Raw genomic sequence first — 15,747 nt, 5'->3', positions numbered from 1 at the left:
TCGCTGTACTTCTCAACTCGGCCTGTTTACCGGACGCTTTGGTCTAGTCCTTTAGGGCTCCCTTGGACGGGCCCGGCGGCGGTGACGACGGCCCTTGCCCGTCGCCGGGCCTTCTCAGCCGTGGTGTCGGTGGGCTCTGGCAGGGTGGTGCCATGAGCAGCGCGACCGCCGACGACTTCGAGCCGCACCGCCCGCGGCTGTTCGGTCTTGCCTACCGCATGCTGGGCTCGGCCGACGAGGCGGAGGACGTGGTGCAGGACGCGTATCTGCGCTTCAGCGGCGCGGACCGCGCGGGCATCGAGCATCCTTCGGCCTGGCTCGCCAAGGTCGTCACCAACCTCTGCCTCACCCGGCTGACCTCGGCGCGGGCCCGGCGCGAGCGGTACGTCGGCACCTGGCTGCCCGAGCCGGTGATCACCTCCGACGGCACGCTCGGCCCGCTGGAGTCGGCGGAGCAGCGGGAGGCCGTGTCGCTGGCGATGCTGGTCCTGCTGGAGCGGCTCACGCCGAACGAGCGGGCGGTGTACGTGCTGCGGGAAGCGTTCGGGTACGGCCACCGGGAGATCGCCGACGTGCTGGACCTGACCGAGGCCAACTGCCGTCAGCTGTACCGGCGGGCGGTGCGGCGAGTGGACGAGGACCGGTCGCGGTTCGAGCCGGTGCCGGGGCGGAGGGCGGAGCTCGTCAGCTCGTTCCTGGCCGCGGCTCGGGACGGCGATCTGGCCGGACTGGAGAAGGTGCTGGCGGCGGACGTCACCTGGTCCAGCGACGGCGGCGGCAAGGTCAGCGCGGCGCGGCGGCCGGTCGAGGGGCGCGAGAAGGTCGCACGGCTCGCGGTGGGCGGCGCCGAGCGGTTCGCGGCGGGGCTGGAGTTCACGCCGACCGAGATCAACGGCGAGTACGGGCTGGCCGCCTGGGCGGGCGACACGCTCGCCGGCGTGGTCGCATTCGAGGTGCGGGACGGTCTGATCGCCCATCTGCGGATCGTGCTGAACCCGGAGAAGCTGGCCTTTGTGAGGCGTCAGCTCACGCGTTCCTAGGAAGCTGTCACATTTTGCGCGGACCGCGTGGTCTCAGCTGGCGAAGGGCGCCCCACCCCCGGGGCGTCCACGTCCGTCGGAAGGCTGAACAGCATGACCACGATCCTGGTGACCGGTGGGACGGGCACCCTCGGCAGGCTCGTCACCGAGCGGCTGCGGGCGGACGGGCACGAGGTACGGGTGCTCAGCCGGCGCACCCCGCCCTACGCCGTCGATCTGCGCGAGGGCGGGGCTGGGCTGGACGCGGCGGTCGAGGGCGTGGACACGGTGGTGCACTGCGCGACCACGCAGACCGGCGGGGACGAGAAGGCGGCCGCCCATCTGATCGCGGCGGCGCGGCGGGCCGGGGTGCGACACCTGGTCTACATCTCGATCGTCGGCGTCGACCGGGTGCCGTTCCCGTACTACCGGACCAAGCTCGCGGTGGAGAGGATGGTCGAGGAGTCGGGGCTGGGCTGGACGGTGCTGCGGGCGACGCAGTTCCACGATCTGCCGGTGATGATGTTCCGGGCGCTGGCGAAGCTGCCGGTGCTGCTGCTGCCGGCCGGGGTGCGGGACCAGCCGGTCGAGGTGGCCGAAGTCGCCGAGCGGCTGGCCGAGTTGGCGCAGGCGGCACCCGCCGGGCGCGTCGCGGACATGGGCGGTCCCGAGATCCGCACCTTCGAATCACTGGCCCGCGCCTGGCTGAAGGCGACGGGGCGCAGGCGCGCGGTGCTGAACGTACCGCTCCTGGGCAGAACGTACCGAGCCTTCCGCGACGGCGGCCATCTGGCACCGGAACACGCCGTCGGAAAGGGCACGTTCGAGGAGTACCTGGAGGGGCAACGGGGTTGAGGCGTGCCACTCACCACAGCGGGGCCGGGGCGACCCGCTCACCCGCAGGGGGGCCGGGGCGACCCGCTCACGGCAGTGGGGCCGAGGCGACCCGCTCACCGCAGTGGGGCTTAGGCGACCGGCTCGCCGCAGCGGAGCCGATGCATGCCGCCCACCGCACCGGAGCCGGGGCGTCCCGCCCACCGCACCGGAGCCGGGGCGACCCGCCCACCGCAGCGAGGCCGAGGCGACCCGCTCAAGCAGCGGAACCGAGGCATCCCGCTCACCACAGCGGGGCCGTGGCGACCACGCTCAAGCAGCGGAACCGAGGCATGCCACTCGCCGCAGCGCGGCTCAGGCGACACGCTCGCCGCAGCGGGGCCGAAGCATGCCGCCCACCGCCGCGGAGCTGAGGCCTGCCCGTCACCGCAGCGGGCCCGGGGCGACCCGCTCGCCGTCCGGGGGTGCCGTCGCTCACCGATCCGACGGCGCGAACAGTTCGTCCTGGGCGCGGTCCCGTGCGGTGAGCAGGGCGCCGCGTAGTACGGCGGCGCCGCCCAGGACGCTCGGCCGCACCTCGGTGGCCAGCGGTGACATCCGCCGGACCCGCGCCTGCACCCGCCGGGCGAGCTCCGGGCCCCCGGCCTGCCCGATCTCACCGCCGAGCACGACACACCCCGGATCGAGAACCGCCACGACGGAGGCGACACCTATGGCCAGCCGGTCGGCGAGGGCGTCCAGGAAGTGGTCGGCGGCCTCGGGGACGATGGGAGGCGTCACCCCGTCCGGCACCGCCGGCCCACCGGCAGCGGCTGTCCCGCCCGCGTCAGCAGCGCCTGAGTCTCCGGTGGCAAACGACGCAGCCTCCGCCACCACTGCACCCGAAGCGGCAATCGCCCCGCCTGTGTCAGCCCCATCTGAGTCTCCGGTGGCCAACCACGCAGCCTCCCCCGCCACCACCCCAGAACCAGCAACCGCCCCGCCCGCATAAACCCCACCCGAGCCGCCAGTGGCCGACCACGCAGCCTCCGCCGCCACCGCCCCAGAATCGGCGACCGCGCTACCGGCGTCAGCCCCGGTACCTTCCCGCACCACCGCCACGGCGCCCCGTACCAGCGCCGCCGCCGCTGCCCCGTTCGTACCCGCATCTATGCGGTCACCATCACCGCCGGAGGGCGCCGGCATCCCCCACTCCGCCGCCAGCCTGCCGATCGCCGCCGCCCCTGCCAGCGAATGGAAACCTCCCTCGCAGTCCGTCGCCGACGGCAGGCCCGTCGTTCCCGGGACCGGCAGGAAGCCGATCTCGCCCGTGCCTCCGGAGGCGCCCCGGCGCAGCTTCCCGTCCAGGACCACGGCGGCGCCCGTGCCGTGGCTGAGCCACAGCAGGACGAAGGTGTCGCGGTCCCGGGCGGTGCCGTCGCGCTGTTCGGCCAGAGCCGCCAGGTTGGTCTCGTTCTCGATGCTGACGCGGGCCTCGGGGAGCCGTTCCTGAAGGGCGGCGACCAGCCGGCGGTGCCATTCCGGCAGGCCCGTCGAGTCACGGAGTTCCCCCGTGGCGGGGTCGATCAGGCCCGGCGCGCCGATGCCGACGGTGTGCAGCCGGTCCGCCCCCGCCTCCTTGGCCACCCGCTCCACCAGCGCGACCGTCTGCTCCACCGCCGGCCCCGTCCCCGTGTCGCCCCCGATCGGCACCGACGCCTCCGCGAGCACCCGCCCCACCAGGTCGGACACGACCACGGACACGCCCTCCGTACGGACGTCCAGGGCAGCGAGGTGCGCGCGGTGGGCGACGATGCCGTACAGCTTCGCGTTCGGCCCGCGCCGCACTTCGCCTGCCTCGCCGACCACGGTGATCAGCCCGGACGCGGTGAGCCGCTCGACGAGGTCGGCGACCGTCGGCCTGGAGAGTCCGGTCAGCTGCTTCAACCGCCCCGCCGTCAGCGGGCCTTCCTGCTGGAGCAGACGCAGGGCGAGCCGGTCGTTGATGGCCCGGGCGGTGCTCGGGGATGCGGGCATGCCGGGATCCTTCCAGATCGCGGGACGGGCGGGCGCCAGGCCCGGGGTCCCGTACGGCCAGTAATCCCCTATTTATCAGGCAGGGTTCCTGATAGTTTATCCGGCGCGAGCGGGACGGAGCGGCGACGGGAGGGCCGAGAATGAGTGACGTGGTCTACGACCGGCACGAGGTGAGGCGGGCCCGGTACGCCGTGGCCGGCGTGTTCACCGTGCACGGCGCCGTCACCGGTTCGTTCGCCACCCGCGTTCCCTGGATCCAGGAGCACGCCCACCTCAGCGCGGGCGAGTTGGGCTTCGCTCTCGCCTTCACGGCGTTCGGTGCGTCCTGCGCCATGCCGCTGGCCGGCCGCATCAGCCACCGCTTCGGCAGCCGTACGGCCCTGCGCGGGCTGATCGCGATGTGGACCCTGTCCCTGATCCTGCCGGCGCTGGCCCCGAACATGCTCACGCTGTGCCTGGCGATGTTCGTCTATGGCGCGAGCGCGGGCATGGCCGACGTCGCCATGAACGCGCTGGGCGTCGAGATCGAGCACCGTCTCGACAAGTCGATCATGTCCGGTCTGCACGGCATGTGGAGTGCCGGCGCCCTGATCGGCTCGGCGGGCGGCACGCTCGCCGCGCACCTCGGCGCGGACGCCCGCGTCCACTTCGCGCTCGCCGCGGCGACCCTCACCGCCCTCGGACTGCTGGCCTGCACCTGGGTGCTCGACCTGCAGCCCGCCGAGGACGAGGAGCCCCCGCCGAGGTTCGCGCTGCCACCCAGGTCCGCCCTGCTCATCGGCGCGGTGGGCTTCTGCGCGGTGTTCGCGGAGGGCGCGAGCCTGGACTGGTCGGCGGTGTTCCTGCGCGACCAGCTGGACACCTCGGCTGGTCTCGCGGCGGCGTGCACGACCGGATTCATGCTCACCATGGCGGTGGCGCGGCTGGTGGGCGACGCGGTGGTCAACCGTTTCGGCGCGGTGCGCACCGTCCGGGCCGGCGGTGTCCTTGCCGTCCTCGGCGGTCTGCTCATCGTCGTCGCGGGCGAACCGGTCGTGGCGATGGGGGGCTTCGCGCTGCTCGGCCTCGGCATCGCCGTCGTCGTACCGCTGTGCTTCGCGGCGGCCGGGCACAGCGGCCCGAATCCGAGTCAGGCGATCGCGGGCGTCGCGACCATCACCTACACCTCGGGCCTGATCGCGCCCGGCCTGATCGGCGGGGTGGCGCAGGCGACGAGCCTGGTGGTGTCGTTCGTGCTGGTGACCGTGCTGGCCGGCGGGCTCGCGGCCTTCGCCGGGGTGCTCAGGACCGGTGAGCGCAACCGGCCGAAGGTCAGTCCGCCGAGCGCAGCAGTTCCCGACCCGCGGCCCTGAAGGCGTCGCTCCACGGCGCGGGGCGCATCGTCCGAGGGTCCAGCCGGACCAGGACCCGGGTGCCCTGTGCGTAAGTGACCGCGCCGTCCTCGGAGCAGAACCGGAAGCCGTAGGTCAGGCCGGTGGTGCCGAGCCGCTCCAGCCAGAGGTGGACGGCGTAGGTGCCGGGCCGGGTGACCGGGGCCTCGTAGCTGACGCGGAGCTCCTTGACGGCGTTGCACGCGTCGCCGGCCGCCGCCCAGTCGCCCGCGAAGTGGATGCCGTGCTCCTGCCACAGCTCGGCCCAGGCGCGCTCCACCATCAGCGGGTAGCGGGCGTTGTGGAGGAGGCCGAGCGCGTCGAGGTCGTCGAAGTGGACGGTGACGGGGATGAGTCGGCCGTGGGACAGGGCGGGCGCAATCGGGGCTTCGGCGGTCACGGGTGGGGCTCCTGAGCGTCAAGGGTGAAGCGGTGGGGACACTCCATCCTAAGCGGACGCTCAGGAACCCCGGTCGGGAAGGGCCTGGTCAGCCCGCTATGGAGTCCAGCTGCTCGGCTGCCGGACGCAGCTCCCAGAGGTCACCTCCGGGGGGCGCCTCCAGCTTCGCGACGGCCCTCTGGGCGGCCTTGTCACCGGCATCCGCCGCCGCGTGCACGACGTCGCTCGCCGCGTAGCGGTGGAACTCCAGCTCCGGGTACGGCCAGGCGGCGGATCCGGTCGCGGTGGGCAGCAGGAAGTCCACGGCCTTCTGGACCCCCTGTCCGTCCGGCCCGTGATACGTCCACAGGTTCACGCCGACGTGCCGGCCGATCGCCGCGAGCCGGGTGTAGGCGACCAGGTCGAAGGTCGAGTAGTGCCAGCTGCGGGTGCGGGCCAGCTCTTGCGGTTGGCTGCCGTCGGCGGCAATCTGCGGATCGATGCGCCTGGCGCGCGCGTCGAGGACGGTCTTCCGGGCCAGCGCGCGGTCGCCGGTGGCGTACGCGAGGGCGGCGAACTGCATGTCGTAGAAGGTGCCGTGGTTGTTGGCGGCGGCGCCCTCCTCCTTGCCGAAGGCGCTGTTCTTCAGCCAGCCGAGGAAGTCGGCGTTCCACTTGCCCATCGCGGTGCGGTCCTTGGCGCTCCAGCCCGGTGCCCCGGTGGCCAGGAGGGCCTGGGCGTCGAGGACGCTGGTGTACGACTGCGAGAAGTCGATGATGCCGATGGCCCGCCCGTCGTACTTGCACGGGATGAACTGGGCGTGGTTCAGGTTCGGGTTCATCCGGGTGGCCGGGTCCAGGAACCAGGTGCGCAGGACCTGCGCGGCCTTCTCGGCGTACACCCGCCTGCCGGTGTAGTACCAGGCGAGCGAGAGGTCGTACGTCGAGTCGAAGACCTTCTCGACGTCCTGGCGGTCGGTGCCGCTGTCGACCTCGGGGTTACGCTGTCCGTCCCGCTGAACGTACGGGCAGCCCCAGGGATTGTCGGCGGTCGGGGTCGTGGTGGGCCACCAGTAGGGGGCCTGACTGAGGTAGTCGTGGACGTCGCCGCCGGGGGCGGGCTTGGGTTTGTCGACGACCGTCCACGGCCCCTGGTTCAGCCAGGTGTCGGCGCGGGCCGTCAAGGTCCGCAGCTCCCGGCGCAGTTGGGGATCACCGCGGTCGAGGCGGGCCTTCGTCTGCTGCAGTCGGCCGCCGTCGAGGACGGCGGTGGCGGGGGTCTTGGGGCTCGCGTGTGCGGAGGGGACGAGGGCGGCTCCGACGGTCACCACGGCGGCGAGCAGCACGGCCGCGCGGGATCTTCCACTCATCTGGCACTCCGATCCATCGAACGGACGGTCAGAAATGTGAACGTGGTTCATGAGTAGGACCGTGTGAGCGTAGAACCCCGAGGTAGCCGTGACAATGGTCCGGACAGGACTTCATGTACCGAGAAAGCGAATCCCCCCTGGACCTCGGCGTGCGCTGGAAACTGCACGGAGACGGGCGGACGCCCGCGCCCGGAGCGGTGGTACGGCCCGACGAACGGCTCTCCTGGCCGCGCACCATCGGGCTCGGCGCCCAGCACGTGGTCGCGATGTTCGGCGCGTCCTTCGTGGCGCCGGTGCTGATGGGCCTGGACCCCAACCTCACGATCATGATGTCGGGCGTGGCCACCGTGATCTTCCTGCTGGCGACGCGGGGCCGGGTGCCGAGCTACCTGGGCTGCTCGCTGCCGTTCGTGGGGGTGGCGGCCGTGATCCGCGCGCAGGGCGGCACGAGCGCCACCGTCACTGGCGCGGTCCTCGTCGTCGGCTTCGCGCTGTTCCTGGTGGGGCTCGCCGTGCAGCGCTTCGGCGCGCGGATCATCCATGCCGCGATGCCGCCGATCGTGACGGGTGCGGTGGTCATGCTGATCGGCTTCAACCTGGCGCCGGTGACCGCCTCCACCTACTGGCCGCAGGACCAGTGGACCGCCCTGCTGGTCATGCTGTTCACCGGCCTGGCGGTGGTCTGTCTGCGCGGTTTCCTCTCACGCATCGCGATCTTCCTCGGCCTGGTCTTCGGGTACGCGATCTCCTGGGCCTTCGACCGGATCTTCGGGAAGATCCATTCGGTCGACGCGAGCGGCAGGCCCACCGACCACTGGCGGCTGGACCTCTCCGGAGTCGGCAAGGCGGACTGGATCGGCCTGCCGTCCTTCCACGGGCCCACCTTCCAGTGGTCGGCGATCCTCGTCGCGCTCCCGGTCGTGATCGCCCTGGTCGCCGAGAACGCCGGGCACGTCAAGGCGGTCGGCGAGATCACCGGCGACCGGCTCGACGACCGGCTCGGCACGGCGATCTCGGCCGACGGCGTCGGCTCCATGCTGTCCACCGCGGTGGGCGGCCCGCCCAACACCACCTACTCCGAGAACTTCGGCGTGATGGCCGCGACCCGCGTCTACTCCACCGCCGCCTACTGGGCCGCGGCCGGCTTCGCCCTCCTGTTCGGCCTCTGCCCGAAGTTCGGAGCGGTCGTGGCCGCGATCCCGGGCGGTGTCCTCGGCGGCATCACCGTCATCCTGTACGGCATGATCGGCCTGTTCGGCGCGCAGATCTGGACCAACGCCCGGGTGGACCTGCGCAACCCGCTCAACCTGGTCCCGGCCGCGGCGGGCATCATCATCGGCGTCGGCAACGTGACGATGAAGTTCACCGACACCTTCTCCCTCAGCGGCATCGCCCTCGGCACCCTCGTCGTCATCACCGGCTACCACGCGCTGCGCGCCTTCGCCCCGCCCCACCTCACGTCGCAGGAGCCGCTGTTGGACGAGGGCACGTCCTCCTACGACGAGGCCAAGTCGTAGGCGTACGACGGACTGAACGTCCCCGGCGCCCCCTTGCACCCGTCCGACTCCCCCGGCAGCTTCACCCACAGATAGGCGTCGATGCGCGCCTCGCCGGTGCTGAGCGTCGGCGCCCGCCCGATCCCCCGGCCCGCCGGGTCGCACCACTGTCCGTCGGGCGGGGGGCCGTTGCCGTTGCGGCTGGTGTCGATGACAGCACCGAGGCCCGCGGGGCCGCCCAGGTCGGCGAGGACCGTACGGTCGTAGGCGATCTCATCGGCCGTATTGCGGAAGTTGGAGACGTTGCTGAAGATCCCGTCGGAGGAGTCGGGGGATGCGGCGCCCGCCTGTCTCAGCAGGTCGGCCTGTTTGTCGGCCGGGTTCCAGCCGGAGTGCCCGGCGTCGTAGTACACGCGGGCCTTCGGGTCGGCGTTCTTCAGGACGCGGCCGGCGCGGGCCAACGAGGCGAAGCGGGCGGTGCGTTCGCTCCCGGAGAGGCAGTCGGACTGGGCGATCGAGTCGGGCTCCAGGACGACGACGACCTCGCCCCGGCCCAGACCGGTCGCGAAGGAGTCGATCCACGCGTCGTAGGCGGCGAGGTCCGGCGCCCCGCCCTGGGAGGCGCCCCCGCAGTCGCGGTCGGGTATCGCGTACGCCACGAGGACCGGCACCCGGTCCTGCGCGGCGGCTCCCGAGGTGACCGCGCGGACGCGGGAGGCGATGGTCGCGGATGTGGGGTCGGCGAACCACACGGCCGCCGGTTCGTCGGCGATACGGGACTCGATGAGCGGGGTGCGCGGGTCGCCGGGGTGGGCGCGGACCCAGTCGAGGACGTGGGAGTCGGGGGCTCGGTAGAGACGGGCGGACACCACCGGGGGCCGCGGGCTCTCCTTCGTCCTGGTGGGCGCTGGACTGCTGGTCCTCGGTGAACTCCGCACGGGAGACGGCGACTTGGTGACCGTCGGTGTCGCGGACACCCGGTCCGGTGTCGGCGATCCGGTCACCTCCGGTTTCGCCGCCTCGGTGCCCCCGCCCCGCCGGTCGTCGAGGGCGGACATCATGCCGGTCAGGGTGCCGACGGCGACGACGACGTACGCGAGGGCGACCATGGCACCCCGCCGGGCGGCACGCCGACGCTCGGCCCTGCGGGCCGCCAGACGCCGGGCACGCAAGCCTGACACGGCGTCGCTCCTCCCTCCCCCTGCCGCGAGCGCGTTCCCCCGTTCCGGGGAAGCACCGGGCCCGACGGCGCTCCCGTCAGCCTAGGACTGGGACCCTTCCCCCATGGCGCAATTGGAACACTTCACCACATCCGTAGACACGGTCGTCTCCCGTATGCGCGCCCTGGACGCGAGGCTGCCCGAGCGGGACGGCCTCGCCGTCTTCAACCGCGTCTACCTCGCCGTCACCGAGTCCGTCGACCGGCACATCGACCGGGGCGGTTTCACCGACCCACGGGCGGCGATCACGCTGGACGTGCGGTTCGCGGAGCGCTACCTCGCCGCCGTGGAGGCGGTGGCCGACGACCGCCGCCCGCCCGCCTGCTGGCGTCCCCTGTTCCAGTTCCGCCGCCATCCCGGCGTACGTCCTCTGCAGTTCGCGCTGGCGGGCATCAATGCGCACATCGGCCACGACCTGGCGCTCGCCGTGGTGGACAGCTGTCGTACGTTGGGCTGCGAACCTGCCGACCTGGAGGACGAGTTCGACCGCGTGGGCGAGCTCCTCGTCTCGCTGGAGGAGCGCATCCGCGAGGATCTGATGCCGGGCCCCGACCTGCTCCAGATCGCCGACCCCCTGACCCATCTGCTCGGCTCCTGGAGCCTGGAGCGCGCCCGGGACGCCACCTGGACGGCCGCGCGGGCCCTGTGGGCGCTGCGCCGACTCCCGGACGTGGCAGGCGAGTTCACCGAACGGCTGGATACGGCCGTCGGATTCGCGAGCCGCATGCTGCTGACCCCACTGCCGGATTAGGTTGACCGTTGAACCGACGCGAAGGAGCGTACCCATGGCCATCCGGCTGGGACTGAGCCTGCCGCAAGCGCGGCAGTACGACATCGGACGCGACGTGCCCGACGTGGCCCGCACCGCCGAGCGGATCGGCTACGAAAGCCTGTGGGTCTACGAGCGGGCCCTGTTTCCCGAACCCGCGACCCAGGGCCTGTACGGCATCGAGGGGCTGCCGTGGCCCGACATGTACCGCGGGGTCCCGGACCCCCTGGTGACGCTCACCCTGGCCGCCGCGGCGACCGAGCGGGCCGGACTGGGCACCAGCATCCTGGTCGCCCCGCTGCACAACCCCTTCCAGTTGGCCAAGTCCCTCGCCACCCTGGACGCGGCGAGCGGCGGGAGGGTGCTGGCGGGCCTCGGCACGGGCTGGTCCCTCGACGAGTACGCGGCCGCCGGTGTGGCTCCGTTCGAGGAGCGGGGCCGGGTCCTGGACGAGATCATCGACGTGTGCCGGGCCGTGTGGGGGCCGGACCCGGTGACGTACGAGGGCCGGATCACCCGGATCGCCTCGGCGGTGGTGGGCCCCAAGCCCGCCCGTCCGATCCCGGTCCTGCTGCCCACGAACAGCAGGAAGGCGATGACGCGGCTCGTCGACCGCGCCGACGGCTGGATGCCCATCGCCATGGGCGCGGATCAACTGGCCGCGCAGTGGCGGCGGTTGCAGGACCTGGCGGCCGAGCGCGGCCGCAGCGCGCCGATCGAGACCTGGGTGCGGATCAACGCCTCGCACGACCCCAAGGGCTACGACGGCGCGGACCGCTCCCCGTTCCAGGGCAGCACCGCGCAGATCGTCGACGACCTCGCGGCGCACGCCGGGAGCAGCGGCCTGGACGCGTTCTTCTTCGAGTTCCAGGCCGCGGCCCGGGACGCCGAGGAGCTCAAGGACCTCGCCGCCGAGGTCCACGAGGCGGTCCGCGCGGCCGGTATCTAGTCCTCCGGCAGTTCGACCGGCGCGATCTCGTCGTACACGTCACCCGGTCCCGGGTTGGCCGCGTCGGTCTCGCCGCCCAGATGGTGCATGACGCCCCAGACCGCGTTCAGCGCGGTCTGGATGGCGCCCTCCGCCCAGCCCGCCGTCCACGAGATGTCGTCACCGGCGAGGAAGATGCCTCGCTTGTCCTCGGGCAGCCGGTCCTGCATGAAGTGCGTGAACAGGCGCCGCTGATAGCGGTAGTGGCCCGGCAGGTTGGCCTTGAACGCGCCCATGAAATAGGGCTCGTTCTCCCAGGACACGGTCACCGGGTTGCCGATGATGTGCTTGCGGATGTCGACCTTCGGATAGATCTCCGACAGCGACTTCAGCATGACCTCCATCCGCTCGTTCGCGGACAGCGGCAGCCACTTCAGACTGTCGTCGCACCAGGTGTACGACAGGCAGATGACCGCCGGCCTGTCCGGACCGTCGTCCAGGAGGTAGGTCCCGCGCGTCATGCGGTCGGTGAGCGTCATCGACATGACGTCCCGGCCGGTCTCCTCGTCCTTGTCCAGCCAGAACGGCCGGTCCACGGGCACGAAGAGCTTGCTGGACTCCATGTAGTGGGTGCGCTCGATGGCGGTCCAGTGGTCGATCGGGAAGAGCGAGTCGTCGCAGGCGATCTTCGACAGCAGCATCCAGGACTGGGCGGTGAAGATCGCCGCCTTGTAGGTGCGGATGTCGCCGTTCGCGTCGGTCACCGTGATCCGGTTGCCGGCCGCGCGGTGCAGCCGGGTCACGGCGGGGCGGGGCTCGCCGTTCACGTGCAGGGACTTCAGCGAGGTGCCGTAGGGCCAGTGGACGATCTTCTCCGGCTCGCGCTCCCACAGGCGCAGTGGCAGTTGCTGGGAGCCGCCGACGATGCCGCGGTGATGGTCGTCGGCCTCGGTGTAGACGACCCGCAGGATCTCCAGGATGGAGTTGGGGAAGTCGGTGTCCCAGCCGCCGGTGCCGAAGCCGACCTGGCCGAAGATCTCGCGGTGCCGGAAGGACTTGAAGGCCTCGGAGTCGCAGAGGAAGCCGTAGAAGGTCTGGTTGTCGAGCTTCTCGACCAGCCGCGACCAGATCTCACGGATGCGCGGCACGTCCCGCTCGCGCAGGGCGCGGTTCATGTCGGAGAAATCGGCGCCCTCTTCCAGGCACGTGTTCCAGGCGGCGGCGACATCGCGGTAGACCGGCGGCAGGTCGTCGATGGTCTCCGCGTAGTGCGACTCACCCTTGAGGTCGACCACGGTCGAAGGGGTCGCCTCGGCAAGGGGGTTGGGGAAGGGACGGGTCTCCAGGCCCACCAGGTCGATGTAGTGCTGGAGGGCGGTGGAGGAGGGCGGGAAGCGCATCGCGCCCATCTCGGCCGTCAGGCCCTCGGTGCCCTGGCCGCCGAAGCCGACGGTCCGCAGCCGTCCGCCGATCCGGTCGGCCTCGTACACGACCGGCTTCAGGCCCATCTTCATCAGCTCGTACGCGGCCACGATGCCCGACAGTCCGCCGCCGATGACCGCGACCTCGGTGCCGTGGGCGGTCGCCGGTATCTGGCCGAGGCCCGCCGGGTGGGCGAGGAAGTCGTCGTAGGCGTACGGGAAGTCCGGGCCGAACATGGTGATCGGCGGCAGTTGCTGCTCGTCCGCATGCTCGACGGCGTTGGGCACGGTGGACGTCATGGGGTACGGACTCCTTGCACAGACAGGGCGTTGGGGGTGTTTCAGACCAGGGACCCGTACAGACCGGGGCGGCGGTCCTTCAGGTACGGATTGGCCTCGCGGGAGGCGGCGAGGAGGGCGGGGTCGACGTCGGCGACCACCAGTTCCTCGCCGCGGCCGGCGCGGGTGCGGGCGATGCCGTCGGGGCCGGCGAGCGCGGACAGTCCGAAGAACTCGAACTCGCCCTCCGGGCCGACCCGGTTGACGTAGGCGACGTACATCTGGTTCTCCCAGGCACGCACCGGGACCATGGCCTCGGCGACGAACTGGAAGGGGTGCATGTTCGCCGTCGGCACGACGAGCAGGTCGGTGCCGGCCAGGGCGTGGGCGCGGGCGTTCTCCGGGAACTCGACGTCGTAGCAGATCATCAGGCCCACGGTCAGGCCGCCGAGCCGGGCCTGGACGAGGGACTGCTCGCCGGGGGTGAAGTGCTCGCGCTCTGCAGGGCCGAAGAGGTGGGTCTTGCGGTAGTTCGCGAGCCGTGTGCCGTCGGCGGAGATCAGCTGCGCGGAGTTGTGGACGGTCTCGCCGTCCCGCTCCGGGTAGCCGTAGACGAGCGCGATGCCGTGCCGGGCGGCCATCTCGGCGACCGCGTCGGCGGACTCGCCGTCGGCCGGCTCGGCGAGGCGTGCGATGTCGTCGCCGATCGCGTAGCCGGTCAGGAACATCTCCGGCGCGGCCAGCAGCCCGGCCCCCGCGGCGGCGGCACGGCCCGCGGCCGCGTCGAGGACCTTGAGGTTCTCGGCGACGGATCCGGGACGGCCGGAGCTCTGCAGCAGGGCGGTGCGCATGCGGGTTCCTCACCGGTGCGGATGCTGTTGGGGGTCACCTAGAAGGTACGTTCGCGGCGCCACGACCAGCAAGAAGAAGCCGTTGCGCGCCGGTGAGCGGTTCATTGCGTACGACACCGGTCCGACGGCGATTCGTTGCGCGCCCGATGCGAGGCCCTGACGCCACAGCAGGATCGCCCACCGACGGGCAACCGAACGACGTCACGAGCGCCCCCGGCCGAAGACGTCCGACCGTCCCCCCGACATGCCACGCGAAACCCTCGCCCCAGGCGTACCGGGCTCCCGGACGACCGACGACGATCCGTTTGCGCACCCGGTGCGAGACTCTGACGCCACAGCAGGGTCGCCGCCCGACGGGGAACCGCGCGACGTCACGGGCGCCTCCGGCCGAAGATGTCCGACCGTCCTCCCGACACGCCGCGCGGAAGCCCTCGTCCCAGGCGTACCGGGCTCCCGGCCGGTCCGGCGACGATTCACTGCGCAGCCGGTGCGCAGGCCTGTCGCCGCGGCAGGGTCGTCGACCGATGGGCGACCGCGCGACGTCATGGGCGGGCGAAGGGGTTCGAAAAGCCCTCGTCCCCGGCGTATCGGGCTCCCGGACGGTCCGGCGGCGATTCGTTGCGCGCCTGGTGCTATCGCTCGCGGGCGCGGATCGTCAGGGCGAGGGCCGTCAGCAGGTACGGCAGGGCGAACAGGGTGAAGGCGGTGGCGTGGTCGGTTCGGGTGGCTGTCGCCGCGTATCCGGCGTACACGGCCACGGTGAGCAGTTCCGTGCCGAGGCCGGCGACCGAGGTGAGGGTGGCCCGGCCGGTGTCGTCGATGCGCTGCTGGAGGCGGACGTCGGCGAGGACGGTCGCCAGCTGGAAGCCGCCGAAGGCCGGCGCCACCAGGCCGAGGGCGACCGGCGTCCCGGCCGCGGCGCCCGCCGCGAGGGCGACGGCCGCTCCCCCGAGCAGCAGGGCGAGGCCCCTCCTCCCCAGCCGTTCGCAGCGCCCCGCGAGCAGGCTGCCGGCCGTGGCGCCCGCCCAGATCAGCAGGAGCAGATAGGGCACGCGCGCCTCGGACACACCGGTCTCGCGCACCAGCAGAGGCGTGTACTCGTCCAGCGCTCCCCATACGGCGGTCACGACCGGGACGAGCAGGATGGCCCCGCGCAGCGAGCGCTCGCGCCGGACCTCCACGAAGCCGCCCCTGAGGGTCGCGACCCAGCTCTCGGCCTCGCCCTCCGCGGCCGCCCGGTGTTCCGGGAACCGGCTCCCCACGACGGCGCTCGCCAGACAGGCCAGCACGCTCGCCGCGCCCACGGCCAAGAAGCCGCCCCAGGCGAGGACCGGCCCGGCCAGGCCCATCGCGGCCATCACCGCGACCAGCCCCGCCGCACGGGACCGGCCCATGACGCGCGCGTACCGCTCGCCCTCACCGAGCCGCTCCAGCTCCTCGTAGACGAGCGCCTCCAGCGCGCCGGAGACCAGGGCTCCACGGGCGCCCCACAGCACGAAGCCGAGGGCGAACGCCCAGTAAGAGGGCACGAGCACCCACAGGGCGAAGCCGAAGGCGGTGAGCAGCGGACCGAGGACGAGCAGCAGGCGCCGGGAGACCGCGTCTGCCCAGGCGCCGGAGGGCACCTCCAGGACGACTCCGGTCACCGACCAGATGACGAAGAGCGAGGAGATCTGCCAGACGGACAGGCCGGTGTCGCTGAACAGCAGCGCGTACACCGGGTAGAGCAGGACGAAGTCGTCCAGGAACGCGTAGCCGTACAGCGTTGTGATGATCCGGCGGGCGCCGGCGGTGCA

General features: G+C 72.1%; 13 protein-coding genes. 6 read left to right on the top strand and 7 right to left on the bottom strand.

The genetic code is table 11. From position 1 onward, the window contains the following. Nucleotides 1-152: 152 nt before the first annotated feature. Both ABZZ74_RS31815 and ABZZ74_RS31810 read left to right on the top strand, forming a co-directional pair. Nucleotides 153-1,040 carry an RNA polymerase sigma-70 factor gene (locus ABZZ74_RS31815; protein WP_356770802.1) on the top strand — a complete coding sequence of 296 codons (888 nt, stop codon included), beginning with the start codon at nt 153-155 and terminating at the stop codon, nt 1,038-1,040. A gap of 93 nt (nt 1,041-1,133) precedes the next feature. Continuing rightward, nucleotides 1,134-1,874, top strand: a complete 741-nt coding sequence (locus ABZZ74_RS31810) for an SDR family oxidoreductase (protein ID WP_356770800.1) — start codon at nt 1,134-1,136, stop codon at nt 1,872-1,874. Between the two features lie 453 nt (nt 1,875-2,327). On the opposite strand, the gene ABZZ74_RS31805 is transcribed toward ABZZ74_RS31810, so the two are convergent. After that, nucleotides 2,328-3,869, bottom strand: a complete 1,542-nt coding sequence (locus ABZZ74_RS31805; RefSeq protein ID WP_356770798.1) for an ROK family transcriptional regulator — start codon at nt 3,867-3,869, stop codon at nt 2,328-2,330. A 140-nt stretch (nt 3,870-4,009) separates the two neighbouring features. On the opposite strand from ABZZ74_RS31805, the gene ABZZ74_RS31800 reads away from it, so the two are divergent. Continuing rightward, nucleotides 4,010-5,221: an MFS transporter gene (locus ABZZ74_RS31800; RefSeq protein ID WP_356770796.1), complete on the top strand. Its 1,212-nt coding sequence runs from the start codon at nt 4,010-4,012 to the stop codon at nt 5,219-5,221. Here the strand turns inward: ABZZ74_RS31800 and ABZZ74_RS31795 are convergent. Both ABZZ74_RS31795 and ABZZ74_RS31790 read right to left on the bottom strand, forming a co-directional pair. Next, nucleotides 5,181-5,639, bottom strand: coding sequence for a thioesterase family protein (locus ABZZ74_RS31795; protein WP_356770794.1), 459 nt, complete (start codon nt 5,637-5,639; stop codon nt 5,181-5,183). The genes ABZZ74_RS31800 and ABZZ74_RS31795 overlap by 41 nt on opposite strands. Before the next feature lie 88 nt (nt 5,640-5,727). Further along, complete coding sequence (locus ABZZ74_RS31790; RefSeq protein WP_356770792.1) at nt 5,728-6,987, bottom strand: alginate lyase family protein; 1,260 nt, start codon at nt 6,985-6,987, stop codon at nt 5,728-5,730. Nucleotides 6,988-7,124: 137 nt separating this feature from the next. On the opposite strand from ABZZ74_RS31790, the gene ABZZ74_RS31785 reads away from it, so the two are divergent. Beyond that, the gene (locus tag ABZZ74_RS31785; protein ID WP_356770922.1) at nt 7,125-8,504 is read left to right on the top strand and encodes a solute carrier family 23 protein; all 1,380 of its coding nucleotides are present in this window, start codon (nt 7,125-7,127) and stop codon (nt 8,502-8,504) included. On the opposite strand, the gene ABZZ74_RS31780 is transcribed toward ABZZ74_RS31785, so the two are convergent. Further along, nucleotides 8,483-9,592 carry a glycoside hydrolase family 6 protein gene (locus ABZZ74_RS31780; RefSeq protein ID WP_356770920.1) on the bottom strand — a complete coding sequence of 370 codons (1,110 nt, stop codon included), beginning with the start codon at nt 9,590-9,592 and terminating at the stop codon, nt 8,483-8,485. The genes ABZZ74_RS31785 and ABZZ74_RS31780 overlap by 22 nt on opposite strands. Before the next feature lie 175 nt (nt 9,593-9,767). Here ABZZ74_RS31780 and ABZZ74_RS31775 point away from each other — a divergent pair, with 175 nt between their 5' ends. Continuing rightward, on the top strand, nt 9,768-10,454 hold the full coding sequence (locus tag ABZZ74_RS31775) for a DUF5995 family protein (protein WP_356770790.1): 687 nt from the start codon (nt 9,768-9,770) through the stop codon (nt 10,452-10,454). A gap of 34 nt (nt 10,455-10,488) precedes the next feature. After that, a complete protein-coding gene (locus ABZZ74_RS31770; RefSeq protein ID WP_356770788.1) occupies nt 10,489-11,421 on the top strand; it encodes an LLM class F420-dependent oxidoreductase in 933 nt (310 codons plus the stop codon). Here the strand turns inward: ABZZ74_RS31770 and ABZZ74_RS31765 are convergent. The 3 genes from ABZZ74_RS31765 to ABZZ74_RS31755 all read right to left on the bottom strand — a co-directional run bounded on the left by ABZZ74_RS31765 (nt 11,418) and on the right by ABZZ74_RS31755 (nt 15,726). Next, a complete protein-coding gene (locus ABZZ74_RS31765; protein WP_356770786.1) occupies nt 11,418-13,121 on the bottom strand; it encodes an NAD(P)/FAD-dependent oxidoreductase in 1,704 nt (567 codons plus the stop codon). The two genes, ABZZ74_RS31770 and ABZZ74_RS31765, sit on opposite strands and share 4 nt — an antisense overlap. 41 nt (nt 13,122-13,162) lie before the next feature. After that, a complete protein-coding gene (locus ABZZ74_RS31760; RefSeq protein ID WP_356770784.1) occupies nt 13,163-13,951 on the bottom strand; it encodes a carbon-nitrogen hydrolase family protein in 789 nt (262 codons plus the stop codon). A gap of 632 nt (nt 13,952-14,583) precedes the next feature. Next, the gene (locus tag ABZZ74_RS31755; RefSeq protein ID WP_356770918.1) at nt 14,584-15,726 is read right to left on the bottom strand and encodes an MFS transporter; all 1,143 of its coding nucleotides are present in this window, start codon (nt 15,724-15,726) and stop codon (nt 14,584-14,586) included. Nucleotides 15,727-15,747 lie beyond the last annotated feature (21 nt).

This window comes from Streptomyces sp. NPDC006476 (assembly GCF_040612015.1).
Classification (GTDB): Bacteria; Actinomycetota; Actinomycetes; order Streptomycetales; family Streptomycetaceae; genus Streptomyces; species Streptomyces griseorubiginosus_B.
The sequence above is the reverse complement of the archived record's forward strand: the minus strand, read 5'-3'. Positions and strand labels throughout refer to the sequence as shown.

Coding starts and splice junctions, on each gene's coding strand:
- ABZZ74_RS31815 (WP_356770802.1), top strand. CDS start 153: ATGAGCAGCGCGACCGCCGACGACTTCGAGCCGCACCGCCCGCGGCTG.
- ABZZ74_RS31810 (WP_356770800.1), top strand. CDS start 1,134: ATGACCACGATCCTGGTGACCGGTGGGACGGGCACCCTCGGCAGGCTC.
- ABZZ74_RS31805 (WP_356770798.1), bottom strand. CDS start 3,869: ATGCCCGCATCCCCGAGCACCGCCCGGGCCATCAACGACCGGCTCGCC.
- ABZZ74_RS31800 (WP_356770796.1), top strand. CDS start 4,010: ATGAGTGACGTGGTCTACGACCGGCACGAGGTGAGGCGGGCCCGGTAC.
- ABZZ74_RS31790 (WP_356770792.1), bottom strand. CDS start 6,987: ATGAGTGGAAGATCCCGCGCGGCCGTGCTGCTCGCCGCCGTGGTGACC.
- ABZZ74_RS31780 (WP_356770920.1), bottom strand. CDS start 9,592: ATGGTCGCCCTCGCGTACGTCGTCGTCGCCGTCGGCACCCTGACCGGC.
- ABZZ74_RS31775 (WP_356770790.1), top strand. CDS start 9,768: ATGGCGCAATTGGAACACTTCACCACATCCGTAGACACGGTCGTCTCC.
- ABZZ74_RS31770 (WP_356770788.1), top strand. CDS start 10,489: ATGGCCATCCGGCTGGGACTGAGCCTGCCGCAAGCGCGGCAGTACGAC.
- ABZZ74_RS31765 (WP_356770786.1), bottom strand. CDS start 13,121: ATGACGTCCACCGTGCCCAACGCCGTCGAGCATGCGGACGAGCAGCAA.
- ABZZ74_RS31760 (WP_356770784.1), bottom strand. CDS start 13,951: ATGCGCACCGCCCTGCTGCAGAGCTCCGGCCGTCCCGGATCCGTCGCC.